The sequence below is a fragment of the Saccharothrix sp. HUAS TT1 genome (genome assembly GCF_040744945.1).
Lineage (GTDB): Bacteria > Actinomycetota > Actinomycetes > Mycobacteriales > Pseudonocardiaceae > Actinosynnema.
Window position 1 is genome coordinate 2,939,901 of sequence record NZ_CP160453.1, and the last position, 15,953, is coordinate 2,955,853.

General features: G+C 72.4%; 17 protein-coding genes. 13 read left to right on the forward strand and 4 right to left on the reverse strand.

Annotated features, from left to right (window positions below; all coding sequences use genetic code 11):
- Window positions 1-13: 13 nt before the first annotated feature.
- Window positions 14-571 (forward strand): ribosome recycling factor, encoded by a 558-nt coding sequence (frr, locus tag AB0F89_RS14580; protein WP_367136406.1) that lies wholly within the window; start codon window positions 14-16, stop codon window positions 569-571.
- 67 nt (window positions 572-638) lie between these two features.
- Window positions 639-1,508, forward strand: a complete 870-nt coding sequence (locus tag AB0F89_RS14585; protein ID WP_367136408.1) for a phosphatidate cytidylyltransferase — start codon at window positions 639-641, stop codon at window positions 1,506-1,508.
- Window positions 1,509-1,526: 18 nt separating this feature from the next.
- Here AB0F89_RS14585 and AB0F89_RS14590 read toward each other — a convergent pair whose 3' ends face one another.
- Window positions 1,527-2,351, reverse strand: coding sequence for a VOC family protein (locus tag AB0F89_RS14590; protein WP_367136409.1), 825 nt, complete (start codon window positions 2,349-2,351; stop codon window positions 1,527-1,529).
- Window positions 2,352-2,406: 55 nt separating this feature from the next.
- Here AB0F89_RS14590 and AB0F89_RS14595 point away from each other — a divergent pair, with 55 nt between their 5' ends.
- Window positions 2,407-3,153, forward strand: a complete 747-nt coding sequence (locus AB0F89_RS14595) for a class I SAM-dependent methyltransferase (RefSeq protein ID WP_367136411.1) — start codon at window positions 2,407-2,409, stop codon at window positions 3,151-3,153.
- A gap of 24 nt (window positions 3,154-3,177) precedes the next feature.
- Window positions 3,178-4,161 carry an aldo/keto reductase gene (locus tag AB0F89_RS14600; RefSeq protein WP_367136413.1) on the forward strand — a complete coding sequence of 328 codons (984 nt, stop codon included), beginning with the start codon at window positions 3,178-3,180 and terminating at the stop codon, window positions 4,159-4,161.
- A gap of 1 nt (window position 4,162) precedes the next feature.
- Here the strand turns inward: AB0F89_RS14600 and AB0F89_RS14605 are convergent, their stop codons facing one another.
- Window positions 4,163-4,810, reverse strand: a complete 648-nt coding sequence (locus AB0F89_RS14605; RefSeq protein WP_367136415.1) for a PadR family transcriptional regulator — start codon at window positions 4,808-4,810, stop codon at window positions 4,163-4,165.
- 154 nt (window positions 4,811-4,964) lie between these two features.
- On the opposite strand from AB0F89_RS14605, the gene rlmN reads away from it, so the two are divergent.
- On the forward strand, window positions 4,965-6,071 hold the full coding sequence (rlmN, locus tag AB0F89_RS14610) for a 23S rRNA (adenine(2503)-C(2))-methyltransferase RlmN (protein WP_367136417.1): 1,107 nt from the start codon (window positions 4,965-4,967) through the stop codon (window positions 6,069-6,071).
- A 29-nt stretch (window positions 6,072-6,100) separates the two neighbouring features.
- Window positions 6,101-7,453: a serine/threonine-protein kinase gene (locus AB0F89_RS14615; protein ID WP_367136419.1), complete on the forward strand. Its 1,353-nt coding sequence runs from the start codon at window positions 6,101-6,103 to the stop codon at window positions 7,451-7,453.
- 6 nt (window positions 7,454-7,459) lie between these two features.
- Here AB0F89_RS14615 and AB0F89_RS14620 read toward each other — a convergent pair whose 3' ends face one another.
- Entirely contained in the window at window positions 7,460-7,717 is a 258-nt protein-coding gene (locus AB0F89_RS14620) for a DUF2631 domain-containing protein (protein ID WP_367136421.1), read from the reverse strand.
- Window positions 7,718-7,885: 168 nt separating this feature from the next.
- Here AB0F89_RS14620 and AB0F89_RS14625 point away from each other — a divergent pair, with 168 nt between their 5' ends.
- Genes AB0F89_RS14625 through AB0F89_RS14650 form a run of 6 tightly spaced genes read left to right on the forward strand, consistent with a single transcriptional unit; the run spans window position 7,886 to window position 14,188 of the window.
- Entirely contained in the window at window positions 7,886-9,046 is a 1,161-nt protein-coding gene (locus tag AB0F89_RS14625; RefSeq protein WP_367136423.1) for an ABC transporter ATP-binding protein, read from the forward strand.
- The gene (locus AB0F89_RS14630) at window positions 9,039-10,190 is read left to right on the forward strand and encodes a spermidine/putrescine ABC transporter substrate-binding protein (protein ID WP_367136425.1); all 1,152 of its coding nucleotides are present in this window, start codon (window positions 9,039-9,041) and stop codon (window positions 10,188-10,190) included. Before AB0F89_RS14625 ends, AB0F89_RS14630 begins: the two co-directional genes overlap by 8 nt.
- Window positions 10,190-11,032, forward strand: coding sequence for an ABC transporter permease (locus AB0F89_RS14635; RefSeq protein ID WP_367136427.1), 843 nt, complete (start codon window positions 10,190-10,192; stop codon window positions 11,030-11,032). Before AB0F89_RS14630 ends, AB0F89_RS14635 begins: the two co-directional genes overlap by 1 nt.
- Window positions 11,029-11,844, forward strand: coding sequence for an ABC transporter permease (locus AB0F89_RS14640; RefSeq protein ID WP_367136429.1), 816 nt, complete (start codon window positions 11,029-11,031; stop codon window positions 11,842-11,844). The genes AB0F89_RS14635 and AB0F89_RS14640 overlap by 4 nt, the downstream gene beginning before the upstream one ends.
- A 40-nt stretch (window positions 11,845-11,884) precedes the next feature.
- Window positions 11,885-13,534 (forward strand): sensor histidine kinase, encoded by a 1,650-nt coding sequence (locus AB0F89_RS14645; protein WP_367136431.1) that lies wholly within the window; start codon window positions 11,885-11,887, stop codon window positions 13,532-13,534.
- Window positions 13,535-13,537: 3 nt separating this feature from the next.
- On the forward strand, window positions 13,538-14,188 hold the full coding sequence (locus tag AB0F89_RS14650) for a response regulator (protein ID WP_367136433.1): 651 nt from the start codon (window positions 13,538-13,540) through the stop codon (window positions 14,186-14,188).
- Between the two features lie 112 nt (window positions 14,189-14,300).
- Here the strand turns inward: AB0F89_RS14650 and AB0F89_RS14655 are convergent, their stop codons facing one another.
- Window positions 14,301-14,576 (reverse strand): GlsB/YeaQ/YmgE family stress response membrane protein, encoded by a 276-nt coding sequence (locus AB0F89_RS14655; RefSeq protein ID WP_141981159.1) that lies wholly within the window; start codon window positions 14,574-14,576, stop codon window positions 14,301-14,303.
- Between the two features lie 155 nt (window positions 14,577-14,731).
- Here AB0F89_RS14655 and dxr point away from each other — a divergent pair, with 155 nt between their 5' ends.
- Complete coding sequence (dxr, locus tag AB0F89_RS14660) at window positions 14,732-15,952, forward strand: 1-deoxy-D-xylulose-5-phosphate reductoisomerase (protein ID WP_367136435.1); 1,221 nt, start codon at window positions 14,732-14,734, stop codon at window positions 15,950-15,952.
- The last annotated feature ends 1 nt before the right edge of the window (window position 15,953 follow it).

Below are 15,953 nucleotides of genomic sequence, written 5' to 3' on the forward strand. Positions count from 1 at the left end.
AAGGGAGTCTGCCGTGATCGACGAGACCCTCCTCGACGCCGAGGAGAAGATGGAAAAAGCGGTGACCGTGGCGAAGGAGGACCTGGCCGCGGTGCGCACCGGCCGGGCCAACCCCTCGATGTTCTCCCGCATCGTGGTCGAGTACTACGGTTCGCCGACCCCGCTGAACCAGCTCGCCAGCGTCGCCATCCCGGAGGCGCGGATGGCGGTCATCAAGCCCTACGACGCCAGCCAGCTGAACGCGGTCGAGAAGGCCATCCGCGACTCCGACCTGGGCGTGAACCCCAGCAACGACGGCTCGATCATCCGCGTGGTGATCCCGCAGCTGTCCGAGGAGCGCCGCCGCGAGATGGTGAAGGTCGCCAAGGGCAAGGGCGAGGACGCCAAGGTGTCCATCCGCAACATCCGCCGCAAGGCCAAGGAGGAGCTGGACCGCCTGGTCAAGGACGGCGAGGTCGGCGAGGACGACGGCACCAGGGCCGAGAAGGAACTGGAGAACGTCACCCACCGCTACGTCGCGCAGATCGAGGACCTGGTCAAGCACAAGGAAGCCGAACTGCTCGAGGTCTAGTGGTCACGTCCGGTTCGGCGCGCCGGGTCACCGGCCGCCCGCTTTGCCCGGCCGGTGGACGGCCGTGATGGGAGCACAAGAGGTGTCGTCAGGCGGCGGTGACCAGGGCGCGCCGGAGAAGAGCGCGTCACGGGCCGGGCGGAACCTGCCCGCGGCCATCGGCGTCGGCGTCGGCCTGGGTGCGGTCATCCTCGTCGCGCTGTTCACGGTGCGCGAGTTGTTCGTCGGCGTCGTCGCGATCGCCGTCGCCGTGTCGATGTACGAGCTGGCCGGCGCGCTGCGGCGCGGCGCGGGCATCCGGGTGGCGCTCGTGCCGGTGCTGGTCGGCGGGCAGGCCGTGGTGTGGCTGGCCTGGCCGTTCGAGCGCGACGGCGTGCTCAGCGCGTTCGCGGTGACGATCCTCGTCTGCATGATCTGGCGGCTCAAGGACGGCGCCGAGGGCTACCTGCGGGACGTCACCGCGTCCATCCTCGCGGTCGCCTACGTGGCCGTGTTCGCCGCTTTCGCGGTCATGCTCGTGGTGCCGGACGACGGCGTGTTCCGCGTCCTCGCGTTCCTGATCGGCGTCGTGCTGTCCGACACCGGCGGTTACGTGGCCGGTGTGCTGCTCGGCAAGCACCCGATGGCCCCCACCATCAGCCCGAAGAAGTCCTGGGAGGGCTTCGCGGGCTCGATGGTGGCGGGCACCGTCGGCGGCGCGCTCACCGTCGGCCTGATGCTGGGCGGCCAGTGGTGGCAAGGCGTGCTGTTCGGCGCGGCCCTCGTCGTCACGGCGACCGCCGGCGACCTGGTCGAGTCGCTGATCAAGCGGGACCTGGGCATCAAGGACATGGGCACCCTGCTGCCCGGTCACGGCGGGTTGATGGACCGGATGGACTCGCTGCTGCCGTCGGCCGTGGTGGCGTGGATGCTGCTGCACCTCTTCGTGCCCGGCTGATTCCTACCCGGCTGACCGTCACTCGTCGTAGGGGTCGTCGATCGGCGACCCGATCTCCTCGTCGCGCAGGGGGGTGGTGCGGGACGGGTCGATCACCGAGAACACCGCGCCGGTGTGGTCGGCGACCACCGTGACCCGCCCCAACGGGGTGTCGTACGGCTCGACCGTGACCAGCCCGCCCAGCTCCAGCACCCTGCTCGCGACCGAGTCCGCGCCGATCTCCGGCGCGGCGGTGAAGTACACCATCCAGTGCGGCGGGGTCTCCGGCGCGAACGCCCGGCCCATCCGCTGCCGGCCGAGCACGGTGTCCCCCTGCACGGCCCAGAGCGTGTAGTCGACCGCCTGGCCGTCACCGATCTGGGTGATCTCGAACCCGCACAGCTCCTGGAAGAACTCGTCCGCCAGCTGCCCGTCGCGGGTGTTCAGCTCGGCCCACGCGTACGCGCCGTGCCCGGCGGTGCCGAACAGCCAGTCGGCGGGCACGTGCCGGAACCCGACCACCGCGCCGCTCGGGTCGGCCAGCACGGTCGTCACGTCGGACGGCTCGCCGAGCACGGTGGCGCCCAGGGCGTGCGCCTTCTCCGCCGTGGCTCTCGCGTGCGGCGTGTTCAGGTACAACGTCCACGCGCTCGGCTGGTCCGCCGTGACGAACTCGGCCACCGGCAGCCCGGCCACCACGGCGACCTTGCGGCCGTCGTCGCCGTCGACGTCGGAGTAGGACCAGCCGAACAGGCCGGTGTAGAAGTCGACCGTGGCCTGGAGGTCGGTGGTGGCGATGTCGACCCAGCAGGGCGCACCGTGGTGCAGCTCGGCCAGGGCGGGTGAATTGGGGACGATCGACATCGCATACCTCCTGCTAGCCGACGATTCGATCACGCTACGGCTCTAGAGTCGTCCCGTGAAGGGATTCGTACGCGCCGCCTTGGCCGCGGTCCGGCCCGCCGACGTGCTGCCGAGCCCGAACATCTGGCACTGGCCCGAGGTCTACGAGGTCGAGAACCGGGCGCAGGACGTCGACGGCGCGATCTGGGGCGCGTTGCGCGAGGAGTGCGACTGGGCCGGTCGGGACGTGGTCGACGTCGGCTGCGGTGACGGGTTCCACCTGCCCGTCTTCGCCCGCGAGGCGCGTTCGGCGACCGGCGTCGAGCCGCACCCGCCCCTGGTGCGGCGGGCGCGGGCGCGGGTGGCGGCGCTGCCGAACGCCGAGGTGGTCGCCGGTCCGGCGCAGCGGTTGCCGCTGCGCGACGCGTCCGCGGACCTGGTGCACGCGCGCACGGCGTACTTCTTCGGTCCCGGCTGCGAGCCGGGCCTGCGCGAGGCGGACCGGGTGCTGCGGCCCGGCGGCGCGCTGGCGATCGTGGACCTCGACGGCCTCGCCGAGCCGTACGGGCCGTGGCTGTGCGCCGACGAGCCCCGCTACGACCCCCGCGAGGTGGAGCGGTTCTTCGCCGACCAAGGGTTCTCGTTGCGCCGCGTGCGCGCGTTGTGGCGGTTCGACCGCCGTGAGGACTTGGAGGCCGTGCTGCGCATCGAGTTCTCCGGGGCGGTCGCCGAGAAGGCCATCGCGCGCACGCCCGGCCTCTCGTTCGAGGTCGGCTACCGGGTGCACGTGCGGCGCAAGCCGGCCGGCATCGTGCTGCCGTGAGAGCGTTCCCCTAGGATTCGGTCCGTGGAGAACAGGAACGCGGGCAGGTTGGGTCGGCAGGTCGGCGTCGTGGGTCTGGGCTGCTGGCAGCTGGGCGCGGACTGGGGCCAGGTCGACGAGGCCGACGCGCTGGCGGTGCTGAACGCCGCCGCCGACACCGGCGTGAACTTCTTCGACACCGCCGACGTCTACGGCGACGGCCGCAGCGAGACGCTGATCGGCAAGTTCCTCCGCGAGCGCGGCGACGCGGGCATCACGGTGGCCACCAAGATGGGCCGCCGGGTCGACCAGGCGCCGGAGAACTACAACCGCGAGAACTTCCTGGCCTGGAACGACCGGTCGCGCGCCAACCTCGGCGTCGACACGCTCGACCTGGTCCAGCTGCACTGCCCGCCGACCCCGGTCTACTCGACCGACGAGGTGTTCGACGCGCTGGACGAGATGGTCGAGGCCGAGCGGATCGCCGCGTACGGCGTGAGCGTGGAGACCGTCGAGGAGGCGTTGACCGCGATCGCCCGACCGGGTGTCGCGAGCGTCCAGATCATCCTGAACGCGCTGCGGCTCAAGCCGCTGGAGCGGGTGCTGCCGGCGGCGGCGGAGGCGGGTGTGGCGATCATCGCCCGCGTCCCGCTCGCCTCGGGGCTGCTGTCCGGCAAGTACAGCGCGTCAACCGAGTTCGGCGCCGACGACCACCGCAACTACAACCGCAACGGCGACGCGTTCGACGTCGGCGAGACGTTCTCCGGCGTGCCGTTCGAGGTGGGGCTGGCGGCGGTGGACCGGCTGCGGCCGCTCGTGCCCGCCGACGCCACCACGGCCCAGTTCGCGCTGCGGTGGATCGTGGACCAGCCGGGCGTCACCGTGGTCATCCCCGGCGCCCGCAACGCCGAGCAGGCGCGCGCCAACTCGGCCGCCGCGGACCTCGCCCCGCTGCCGGAGTCGGCCCGGGACGAGGTGCGCGCGGTGTACGACGAGCTGGTCCGACCGCTGGTCCACGACCGCTGGTAGGTCACTCCTCCGGCCCGTCCTCCTCGACGTCCAGCTCACCGAGGATCGCGTAGAGCTTGCGACGGGCCTCACCGAGGACTTCGACGGCCCTCGCCTGCTGCTCGCGCGTGCCCGCGTGGGCCATCTGCTGCATGGCCGCGCCGAGGTGGCGCGCCGCCGTGCGCAGCTTCGCCGCGTGCACGTCGAGGTCGTCGTTCACCTGCTGCCACGGCGGGACGCCCTGGAGCTTCGCGGCCTCGTCCCGGCCGGTCTCGGTGAGCGTGAACAGCTTCTTGCCGCCCGCCTCCTCGGAGGAGGCGACGAGCCCTTCGTCGGCCAGCATCTGCAGGGTCGGGTAGACCGAGCCGGGGCTGGGCCGCCAGAGGCCGTCGGTGCGGCCGCTGATCTCCTGGATCATCTCGTAGCCGTGCATGGGGCGCTCCGCCAGCAGCGTGAGGACCGCCGCGCGGACGTTGCCCTTGCGCTGCCTGCCGCCGCCCCGCCCCCGCCCGTGACCCGGCCCGTGGCCGGGGAAGCCCCGCGGGTCCTCGGGGGGACCGGGGAAGGGGCCGCCGCGACCGAAGCCCCCGCCGAACCCGCGTCGAGGGTCGCCGAAGCCGTGCTCCCGGTGGTGCCTGTGCCCGTGGTGCCTGTCTGCGTGGAAGTGCATCGTCTTGCTCCTTCATGTCGATCGGTTGCGATGTGTCTACGATATATCGGAACGTATCGCGATGCAACGGTGATGCCGATCGCAGATGCCGTGTGCACGACCACGGGCCGTGTGGTCTCAAGCCGTGCGCACTCGTGGGACACTGGAGGGCGCTATGACTGCCCTCCCCCTCGTCTTCGACGCGCCCAAGCGCGGGCTGCCGCCGCGCCACCTCGCCGACCTCTCCGCCGACCAGCGTCGAGAGGCGGTCACCGCGCTCGGTGAGAAGCCGTTCCGCGCCGCGCAGCTGTCGAACCACTACTTCAGCCGGCTGACCGTCGACCCCGACGTGATGACCGACATCCCCGCCACCACCCGGGAACGCCTGGTGGCCGACCTGATGCCGCCGCTGTGGACCGAGCTGCGCAGCATCGAGGCCGACGGCGGCACGACGCGCAAGACGTTGCTGCGCGCGCACGACGGCACGCTGGTCGAGAGCGTCCTGATGCGGTACCCGGACCGGGCGACGCTGTGCATCTCGTCGCAGGCCGGCTGCGGCATGGCGTGCCCGTTCTGCGCCACCGGCCAGGGCGGCCTGACCCGGAACCTGTCCACGGCGGAGATCGTGGACCAGGTGCGGCGCGGCGCGGCGGCGATGCGCGACGGCGAGCTGCCCGGTGGGCCGGGCCGGCTGTCGAACATCGTGTTCATGGGCATGGGCGAGCCGCTGGCCAACTACAAGCGCGTGGTCGAGGCGGTGCACCGGATCTGCGACCCGGCCCCGGACGGGTTGGGCATCTCGCAGCGCTCGGTGACCGTGTCCACGGTGGGCCTGGTGCCTGCCATCCGGAAGCTGACCGAGGAGAACTTGCAGGTCAGGCTGGCGGTGTCGCTGCACACGCCGGACGACGAGCTGCGCGACACGCTGGTGCCGGTCAACACGCGCTGGAACGTCGCCGAGGTGCTGGAGGCGGCGCGCGGTTACGCCGACCGCACCGGCCGCCGGGTGTCGATCGAGTACGCCCTGATCCGCGACATCAACGACCAGCCGTGGCGCGCGGACCTGCTGGGCAAGCTGCTGCGCAAGCACCTGGGCCAACTGGTCCACGTCAACGTCATCCCGCTGAACCCGACCCCGGGCTCGAAGTGGGACGCCTCCCCGAAGCCGGTGGAACGCGAGTTCGTCCGCCGGGTCAACGACCAGGGCGTCGCGTGCACCGTGCGCGACACCAGGGGCCAAGAAATCGCCGCCGCCTGCGGTCAGCTGGCAGCCGAGGGCTGATCTCCTCCTCCCCTGAAAGGTCCCGGGACGTGGAAGCGTTCAGGCTGGTCGCCGGCCGTTATCGGGTGGTGCGGGAGCTCGGGCGCGGGGGCGCGGGGGTGGTGTGGCTGGCCGAGGACGCGGTGGTCGGTCGGCGGGTGGTGGTCAGGGAGTCGAGGCCGGCCTCGAAGGGTGAGGCGGATCGGCTGCTGCGCGAGGCGCGGGTGGTGGGGCGGCTCGGCAGTCCCGCGGTCGTGGCGGTGCACGACGCGGTGGTCGAGCACGGCGCGGTGCACGTGGTCACGGAGTTGGTCGAGGCGCCGACGTTGGCCGACCTGGTGCGCAACGGGCCGCTGCCCGCCGAGCGGGTCGCCGCCATCGGGGTCGAAGTGCTCGGTGCGCTGGAGGCGGCGCACGCGGCCGGTGTGGTGCACCGGGGCGTCAGGCCCGGCGCCGTCCTGGTGCTGCCCGACGGCCGGGCGAAGCTCGCCGACTTCGGCCTGGCGGTCACCGGCGAGCACGTGGCGCCGGAGGTGTCCGCCGGCGGCCCGCCCTCGCCGGCCACCGACCTCTGGGCGCTCGGCGCGACGCTGTTCCACGCCGTCGAGGGGCGCTCGCCGTCGCGGCACGGGCAACCGGTGTTCCACCGCGGCACGGGTGTGCTCGCGGACGTCATCAGGGGCCTGCTCGCGCAGTCACCCGCGAACCGGCTCACCGCCGCGCAAGCGCGCCAACGCCTCGCCCAACGCGCCGTCGAACCGCGAACGGTGGTCATCCCGCGGGTGGGCCGACCCGGGAAGCCCAAGGTCGCGCTGTTGGCCGGTGTCGCCGTCGCGGTCACGGCCGTCGCGTTGACCACCGCGTTCCTGCTGGTCCCGGACGACGAGCCGGGGCGCGCGGCCACCGCGCCGCCGACGACCACGACCACGGTCCAGGCCACCACCAGCGTCAAAGCGGTCGCACCGCCGACGACGACCACCACGACAACGACGACGACGACCACCACCACCACCACCACCGAGCCGCCACGTCAGACCACCGCGCTGACCCGGTTCCGCAACGCCGAGGGCCGGCACCACAGCGGCTCGACCATGCTCGCCACGCCACCCGGCTTCGCGCCGGAGGGGCCGATGGGCAAGCTGGTGATCAACGCCGAGCCGGACACCACGCCGCTGTACTCGTGCGAGATCAAGAACAGCACCGACCGGATGACGTCGCCGTCGGCGGTGTGCGAGGGGCAGACCGCGTACGGGCTGCTCGGGCACATCTTCACCAAGCCGCCGACCGACGCCGCGTCCGCGCCGCTCTACCGCTGCAACGCGGGCGGCCACCACTTCGACTCGCTCGACCCGGCCTGCGAGGGCAAGGCGGTCGAGTTCCAGCTCGGCTGGGTGCTGACCTGATAGGGCCTAGCGGCGCCAGGAGGTGCGGCTGCGGACCTGGTCCCAGATCAGCAGGGCGGCCATGCCGACGCCGATCAGGACGACCCACAGGTCCTCGGTGCGGCCGTGGTGGTTGCCGATCAGCAGGGCGAACACGGACAGCGTGGACAGCCACCCGGCGATCTTGATGCCCTTCGGGAAGGTGCCGTGCCAACCCCACTCGGCCGACGGCTCGTCGTGGGGGTCGACCGCCGGACGCTTGTCCAGTTCAGAGGACGAAGACACAGCCGCACGACCTTCCTGCCCGATCACGTTCACCAACGTGGTCATCGTCGCACACGCGCGCGCCGGGCGGGACGTGAGGTGCGCGGCACCGCCGTGACGTCTACTCTCTGCCCTCGTGCGCGTTCCGCACCCCCACCAGGCTCTCAGCCACCCGGGAAGGCGAAGAGGTTGACCGAAGAGCCGGTAGGAGGCTTCCACCCGGCCGAGGGCCGGATGCCGGACACCTTCGCGCCCGTCGAGGTGGGCCTGCACGCCGTCACCAAGCGCTTCTCCGACCAGACCGCCGTGGACGACGTCACGTTGCGGGTCCACGAAGGCGAGTTCTTCTCCGTCCTCGGCCCGTCCGGCTGCGGCAAGACCACGCTGCTGCGCATGGTCGCCGGGTTCGACGACCCCACGGCGGGCCGGATCGAGCTGGACGGCGTGGACGTGGTCGGCGTGCCGCCCTACCGGCGCGACGTGAACACCGTCTTCCAGTCGTACGCGCTGTTCCCGCACATGTCGGTGTGGGACAACGTCGCCTACGGCGTCAAGCGCAAGGGCGTGCGCGGCGCGGAGCTGCGCAAGGTCGTCGGCGAGCACCTGGAACTGGTCCGGCTCGACCGGTACGCCAAGCGGCGGCCCGCGCAGCTCTCCGGCGGACAGCAGCAGCGCGTGGCGATCGCCCGCGCGCTCGCCGCCGGACCCCGCCTGCTGCTGCTGGACGAGCCTCTGGGCGCGCTGGACGCGGTGCTGCGCAAGGAGTTGCAGATCGAGCTGATGCGCATCCAGCGCGAGGTCGGCACCACGTTCCTCTACGTGACGCACGACCAGGAGGAGGCGCTGGTGCTGTCGCACCGGGTGGCGGTGATGAACGCGGGCCGGCTGGAGCAGGTCGGCTACCCGGAGGACGTCTACGAGCGCCCGGCCACCCGGTTCGTGGCCGGTTTCATCGGCACCTCCAACATCCTGGACGCCGACGTGTCCGGTGTGGACGGTCGCTGGGCGGTGCTGGGCGCGCCGGGCGTCACCGGCCTCAGGGCGCCGCTGAACGGCCGCGCGGTGCGCCACGGGCAGCGCGTCGCGGCGACCGTGCGCCCGGAGAAGGTGCACCTGCACGACCTCGCCGACGAGCCGCCGACCGGCTGGTGCGTGCTCACCGGCACCGTGCGCGACGTCGTGTACACGGGCGTGTCCACCCAGTACGTGGTGGACGTGCCGGGCGGCGCGGAACTGGTCGCGTTCGTCCAGAACACCCGCCGCGTCGCCGACGCCGGCTCGCCGGGACAACCCGTGCGGATGGCCTGGGACCCCGACTTCACCGTGTTGCTGGAGAGCGCTGATGACTGAGCAGAACCTGCGGATCGCCCGCCTCTGGGACCTGGGCGACCCCCGCGTGACCCGCCGGACGATGCTGCGCTCGGCGGCGTTCTTCGCGCTGGCCGCCACCGGTGCGTGCGGTGTCGGCGACGCGCCGCCCGCCGGCACCGGCAGCGCGCCCACCTCCAAGGCCAAGGCGACCAACGCGGTGGCCGAGCCGAAGCTGAACTTCTACAACTGGACCGACTACATCGCGCCCGACACGCTGTCCGGCTTCCGGGAGCACTCGGGCATCGAGGTCACCTACGACAACTTCAGCTCGAACGACGAGATGGAGGCCAAGATCGCCTCCGGCGCGGCGGGCTACGACCTCGTCGTGCCCAGCGACAACTTCCTGCGCCGGTTCCTGCGCTCCGGGCTGCTCTCGCCGCTGGACCACGACCTGCTGCCCAACCTGGAGAACCTGGCCACCCGGTTCACCGAGGCCGACTACGACCCCGGCAACGCGTACTCGGTGCCGTGGGCGTGGGGCACCACCGGCCTGGCGTACTCGAAGTCGCAGCTGGGCGAGGTGACCGGGTTCTCGGCCTTCGACCTGGCCGCCGCGCAGGGCCGCAGCACGATCCTGGACGAGGCGCGCGACGCCCTGGCGCTGGGCCTGCTGGTGCTCGGCCACGACCCCAACACCAGCGACGCCAAGCACATCGCCGAGGCGGTGGAGGTGCTGCTGGGCCTGAAGAAGAAGCTCGGCCAGATCACCTCCGACGTGATCGAGCCGCTGAGCTCCGGCCAGGTGCCGCTGGCCCAGGCGTACTCCGGCGACGCGTTCCAGGCCCGGGACGCCAACGACGACCTGGCCTACGCCATCCCGACCGAGGGCGGCCTGTCCTACGTGGACCTGCTGTGCGTGCCCAAGGACGCGCCGCACGCGGAGAACGCGCACAAGTTCATCGACTACGTGCTGGAGCCCGAGGTCGGGGCCGCGCTGGCCAACGCCATCCGGTACGGCAGCCCCAACGAGGCCGCCCTGCCGCTGGTCGACCCGGAGCTGCTGAACGACCCGCTGGTGTACCCGCCGGCCGACCAGCTGGCGAAGCTGCCGTTCACCAAGGACCTCGGCGCGGACGTCGAGGCGCGCTACGCCGACGCCTGGACCAGGGTCAAGACCGGCTGATGGCCCGACCGCGGTGGCTCGTCGCCACCGGTCTGCTCGCGCCGACCGGTGTGTGGCTGGGCCTGTTCCTGATCGCGCCGCTGGCGCTGGTGGTGCAGTTCAGCTTCGCCACCCGCGACACCGGCGTGGCGCGGGCCGTGCTGCCGTGGACGGCGCGGGCGTACCGGACCGCGCTGGACCCGGCGTTCCTGCCGATCTTCGGCCGGACGCTGGCGTACGCGGGCGCGACCACGGCGCTGTGCCTGCTGCTGGGCTTCCCGCTGGCGTGGTTCATCGCCAGGCACAGCGGGCGGCACCGGACGGCGCTGCTGGTGGCGGTGCTGGTGCCGTTCTGGTCGAGCTACCTGGCCCGGATCTACGCGTGGAAGGCGCTGCTGGACGGCGAGGGCCTGGTCAACCGGCTGCTGGGCGCGGTGGGGCTGGGCCGCGAGGGCGGGTTCCTGCTGACGGACGGCGCGGTGGTGCTGGGGCTGACCTACGGCTTCCTGCCGTTCATGGTGCTGCCGCTGTACGTGGCGTGCGAGCGGTTCGACCACCGGCTGGTCGAGGCGTCCCACGACCTGGGGCACGGGCGGGTGTCGACGTTCCTGCGGGTGGTGCTGCCCGGCGTGTTCCCGGGCGTGCTGGCGGGGTCCCTGCTGGTCTTCGTGCCGGCGGCGGGCGACTTCGTGACGCCCCGGCTGCTCGGCGGGGTGGACCAGTCGACGTTCGGCAGCGTCATCGACGACCAGTTCCGCGGCGGCAACAACTGGCCGCTCGGGTCGGCGATGGCGGTGCTGCTGCTGGCGCTCGTGGTGGTCGTGCTGGTGCTGCGCGGCAGGCGCGGCGAGGACGTGCTGTGAGCCGCCGGCCGTGGGCGCTGGGCGCGGTCGCCGCGCTGGTGTTCCTGTTCCTCTACGCGCCGATCCTGTGGCTGGCGCTGGTCTCGTTCAACGACTCGCGGTCGCTGAGCCGGGTGACCGGGCTGTCGGTGCGCTGGTACGCCGAGCTGTTCGGCGACGAGCGGGTGCTGGACGCCCTCGGGCTGAGCCTGCGGCTGGCGGCGACCAGCGCGGTGGTGGCCACCGCCATCGGCACGCTCGCCGCGTTCGGCCTGCGCCGCGCGTTCCCCGGCCGCGGCGCGTGGACGGTGCTGCTGAGCCTGCCGCTGGTGGTGCCCGAGGTGGTGCTGGGCGTGGCGCTGCTCGGGTTCTGCGTGAAGCTCGCGGGCATCCCGCTCGGCTTCGGCGCGCTGCTGGCCGCGCACGTGGCGTTCTCGCTGAGCTTCGTGGTGGTCGTGGTGCGGGCCAGGGTCGCGGGCATGGACCACCGGCTCGAAGAGGCCGCCGCCGACCTGGGCGCGAGCCCGCTCGTGGCGTTCCGGACCATCACGCTGCCGCTGGTCGCGCCCGCGGTGGCGGCCGGCGCCGCGTTCGCGTTCCTGCTGTCGTTCGACGACGTGGTGACGTCGAGCTACCTGACCGGTGTCGGCTCGACCACGCTGCCGGTGTTCGTCTACGCCCAGGCCGGCCGCCGCGGCGTGTCGCCGGAGATCGTCGCCCTGTCCACGCTGATGGTGGGCGTGAGCGCGGCGCTGCTGGTCGCGGGTGTGCTCGTGGTCGCGTGGCGGGCCCGCCGGGCGTCAACTTTCGTCGGGGGCGGTCGAGACCAATGAACGCGGCCGGCGGCCCGCGGGTTGTCTACCGTGGGCCCCTGTGACGTCTGTCGTTGAGCGGTTCCGGCCCGTCCTGCCGGACCTCCGGGAGGCGCCCGCCGCGTTCCTGCGCACCCACGCCGAACGCCTCGGGCAGGTCACGCCGCTGCGCGCCGGCCGCGAGGTGCTGGCCGTCCTGGTGCTGCTCGGCCTGGACGTGTTCCCCGGCTGGATCACGGGTGACTGGCGGGCGTCCGGGCTGCTGCTGACCGCGGTCGGCGCCGGGTACGTGGCGCTGTTCCTGTCCAGGCTGCTGTTCCCGGCGCTGGCGCTGCTGATCGGCACGTGGGTGGTCTTCAGCACCGAGCACGGCGGCATCGCGATGGTCGTCATGCTGTCCTACGGCGCCGGCTACCGGATCGCGTCGTGGCAGCGCTCGCTGCTCACCGCCGTCCTCTCGTTCGCCCTGCACATGGTCGCGTGGGGCGTGTCCAGCCCCGGTCTGTCCGGGGCGTTCGGCTTCTGGGTGATGCTGACCGTCTACTGCATGGTCATCGTGCTGCCGTTCCTGGTCGGCCGGTACGCCGCGCAGCGGAACGCGCTGGTGGCGGCGTTGCAGGAGCGCGAGGAGCGGGTGGTGCGCGAGCGCCGGATGGTGTCGCGCCAGGTGCGGTTGCGCGAGCGCAACCGGATCGCCCAGGACATGCACGACAGCCTCGGCCACCGGCTCAGCCTCATCTCGGTGCACGCCGGCGCGCTGTCGCTGGACAACGGCCTCGGCGACAGCCAGCGCGAGGCGGTGCAGGTGCTGCGCAGCGCGGCCCTCACCGCGATGGAGGAGCTGCGCGGCGTCATCGGCGTGCTGCGGCGCGACGAGGAGCCGGAGGAGGACCAGGTCAGGCGCACGGTGGAGGCGATCGACGAGCTGGTCGACGGCGCGCGCCGGGCCGGGGTGCGGGTCAGCCTGGTCCGCGGCGGCCAACCCGTGCCGCTGCCCGCCAAGGTCAGCCACGCCGCGTACCGCATCGCCCAGGAGGGCCTGACCAACGCCAACAAGCACGCGCCGGGCGCGAGCGTGCAGGTCACCGTGAAGTACGAGCCGGACGCGCTGGTGGTCGAGGTGCGCAACAACCCGCCGCGGGCCAAGCTGCCGAGCAGCGCCGGGTTCGGCCTGATCGGGCTGCGCGAGCGGGTGCGGCTGGCGGGCGGGATGCTGCACGTCGGCGAGCTGCCGACCGGCGGGTTCCGGATCGCGGCCGTGCTGCCGTACGAGGACACCGCCGCGGCGGGCGACGAACCGGCCGACGACGTGCCGCCCGACCTGGAGCCGACAGGACCCGCCAAGCCGTCCGGCATCCGCAAGTGGGCGGGCGTCGGTTCGATCCTGCTGGCCGGGATCGTGGTCATGGTGGTCGTCGGCGGCTACACGTGGATCGGGTCGCAGCCCGTCACCAAGGTGGTGTCCGACGAGCTGTACGACTCGGTGTCGGTCGGCCAGGCCGAGTCCGAGGTGATGGCGAGGCTGCCGGGCGGCGCGGAGCCGCCGCTGGGCGACCTGAGGTCCGACGCGGAGCCGGAGCCGGCCGGCTCGCGGTGCGTGTACCGGGTGGCCGACCGGCAGACGTACTCCTCCGGCGCGACCAAGATCGTGCGGTTCTGCTTCGCCGACGGCAGGCTGGTCGAGAAGAAAACCCACCTCCAGGGGATGTGAGCGTTGATCCGGGTCCTCATCGCCGACGACGAGCCGCTGATGCGCGCGGGCATCAAGGCCATCCTCGGCACCGCCGAAGACATCGAGCTGGTCGCCGAGGCCGGTGACGGTCGCGAGGCCGTGCGCGCCGCCCTGGAGCGGCGGGTGGACGTCGCCGTGCTCGACATCCGGATGCCCCGGCTGGACGGCCTGGCCGCCGCCCGCGAGCTGAAGTCGGTCGCGCCCTCGGTGCGGGTGGTGATGCTCACCACGTTCGGCGAGGACGACAACATCGTCCGGGCGCTGTCCGACGGGGCGGCGGGGTTCCTGCTGAAGGACTCGGCGCCGGAGGAGTTGTTGCGCGCCGTGCGCGCGGTTCACTCGGGCGAGGCGTACTTGTCACCCATGGTGACGAGTCGCGTGGTCGGGATGGTGGCCCAGGTGGGTCAGCCGCGCCGGCAGCAGGCCATGCGGCAGGTGGAGGGGCTGACCGAGCGCGAGGTCGAGGTGCTGGCCCTGCTCGGGCTCGGCATGTCCAACGCCGACGTCGGGCAGCGGCTGCACATGAGCGAGGCGACCGTGAAGACCTACGTGAGCAGGCTGCTGGCCAAGCTGGGGCTCACCAACCGGGTGCAGGCGGCGCTGCTGGCCAGGGACGCGGGACTGGCCGGCTGAGCGCGGGGGCCGAGCTTCGGAGGGCCGAGCTTCGGAGGGCCGCGGAAAAGGCGAGTGCCCCGTCGGTTTCCCGACGGGGCACTCACAAGTGGTTCAGTGGTCTAGCGCGAGGTCATGCCCTGGCCCGGTTGCCCCGGTTGCCGGTCACCATGCGGTAGATGCCGAGCACGATCAGCGAGCCGAGGATGGCCAGCAGCCAGGTGCTCAGGTCGAAGAACGTGTTGATGTCGGTGCCGAAGATGGCCCGGCCGACAAAGCCGCCGATGATGGCGCCGACGATGCCGAGGAGCATCGTGATGATGATGCCGCCGGGGTCGCGACCAGGCATGATGGCCTTGGCGATGGCACCCGCGATGAGGCCGAGGACGATCCAACCCAAGATGCCCACGGGGGCTCTCCTTCCTGAAGGCCGCGACGGGCGGATCCGTCGGGCGCTTGATCGAGGAATGCCCACGTTCGGGTGAGTCCACGCCCCAGTTACCGTTCTGTTATCGAAGTACCGCTGTGCGGGCTATCAGGACGGCTCGGCAACAATGGACCGTGATGAGCACACCACGCACGGTCCTGGTCCTCGGTTCCACCGGCTCCATCGGCACCCAGGCCCTCGACGTCATCGCCGCCAACCGCGACCGCTTCGCCGTGGTCGGGCTGGCCGCGGGCGGGGCGGACCCCGCCGCCCTGGCCGCCCAGGCCGTCGAGTTCGGGGTCCAGGCCGTGGCCGTGGCCCGTGCCACCGCCGTCGAGGACGTCACGCTCGCCCTCTACGCCGAGGCCCAGCGGCGCGGCTACCCGCAGGGGGCGTTCAAGCTGCCGCGGATCCTGGCCGGTCCCACCGCGATGACCGACCTGGTCGACTCCACCCCGGCCGACGTGGTGCTCAACGGCATCACCGGCTCCATCGGCCTGGCGCCGACGCTGCACGCGCTCAAGTCCGGCGCGACGCTCGCCCTGGCCAACAAGGAGTCGCTGATCGCGGGCGGCCCGCTGGTGCTCAAGGCGGCCAAGCCGGGCCAGCTCGTGCCGGTCGACTCCGAGCACTCCGCGCTGGCCCAGTGCCTGCGCGGCGGCCGGGCCGACGAGGTCGCCAAGCTGGTCCTGACCGCCTCCGGCGGCCCGTTCCGGGGTCGCACCCGCGCCGAGCTGGCCGACGTCACCGCGCGTGACGCCCTGGCGCACCCGACGTGGTCCATGGGCCCGGTCATCACCGTCAACTCGGCCACCCTGGTCAACAAGGGGCTGGAGCTGATCGAGGCGCAGCTGCTGTTCGGCGTGCCCTACGACCACATCGACGTGGTGGTGCACCCGCAGTCCGTCATCCACTCGATGGTCACCTTCACCGACGGGTCCACCCTCGCCCAGGCCAGCCCGCCGGACATGCGGCTGCCCATCGCGCTGGCCCTGGGCTGGCCCGACCGCGTCCCCGGCGCCGCCGCCGCGTGTACTTTCGACACCGCGACGGCGTGGACGTTCGAGCCGCTGGACGACGAGACGTTCCCGGCGGTTCGGCTGGCCAGGCAGGCGGGCTCCGGCGGGGGCTGCCTGCCGGCGGTCTACAACGCGGCGAACGAGGAGGCGGTCGCGGTCTTCCTCGACGGCGGCGCGTCGTTCACCTCCATCGTGGACACTGTGGAACGGGTGCTGGCGGAGGCGGACGGTTGGGCGCACGAGCCGTCCGACGTCGCCGAGGTGCTCGCGGCGGAGCATTGGGCCCGGGCGCGGGCGCGGGAACTCGTGGCCACTTCGGTGGGGTCTGGAAGGGACTGAC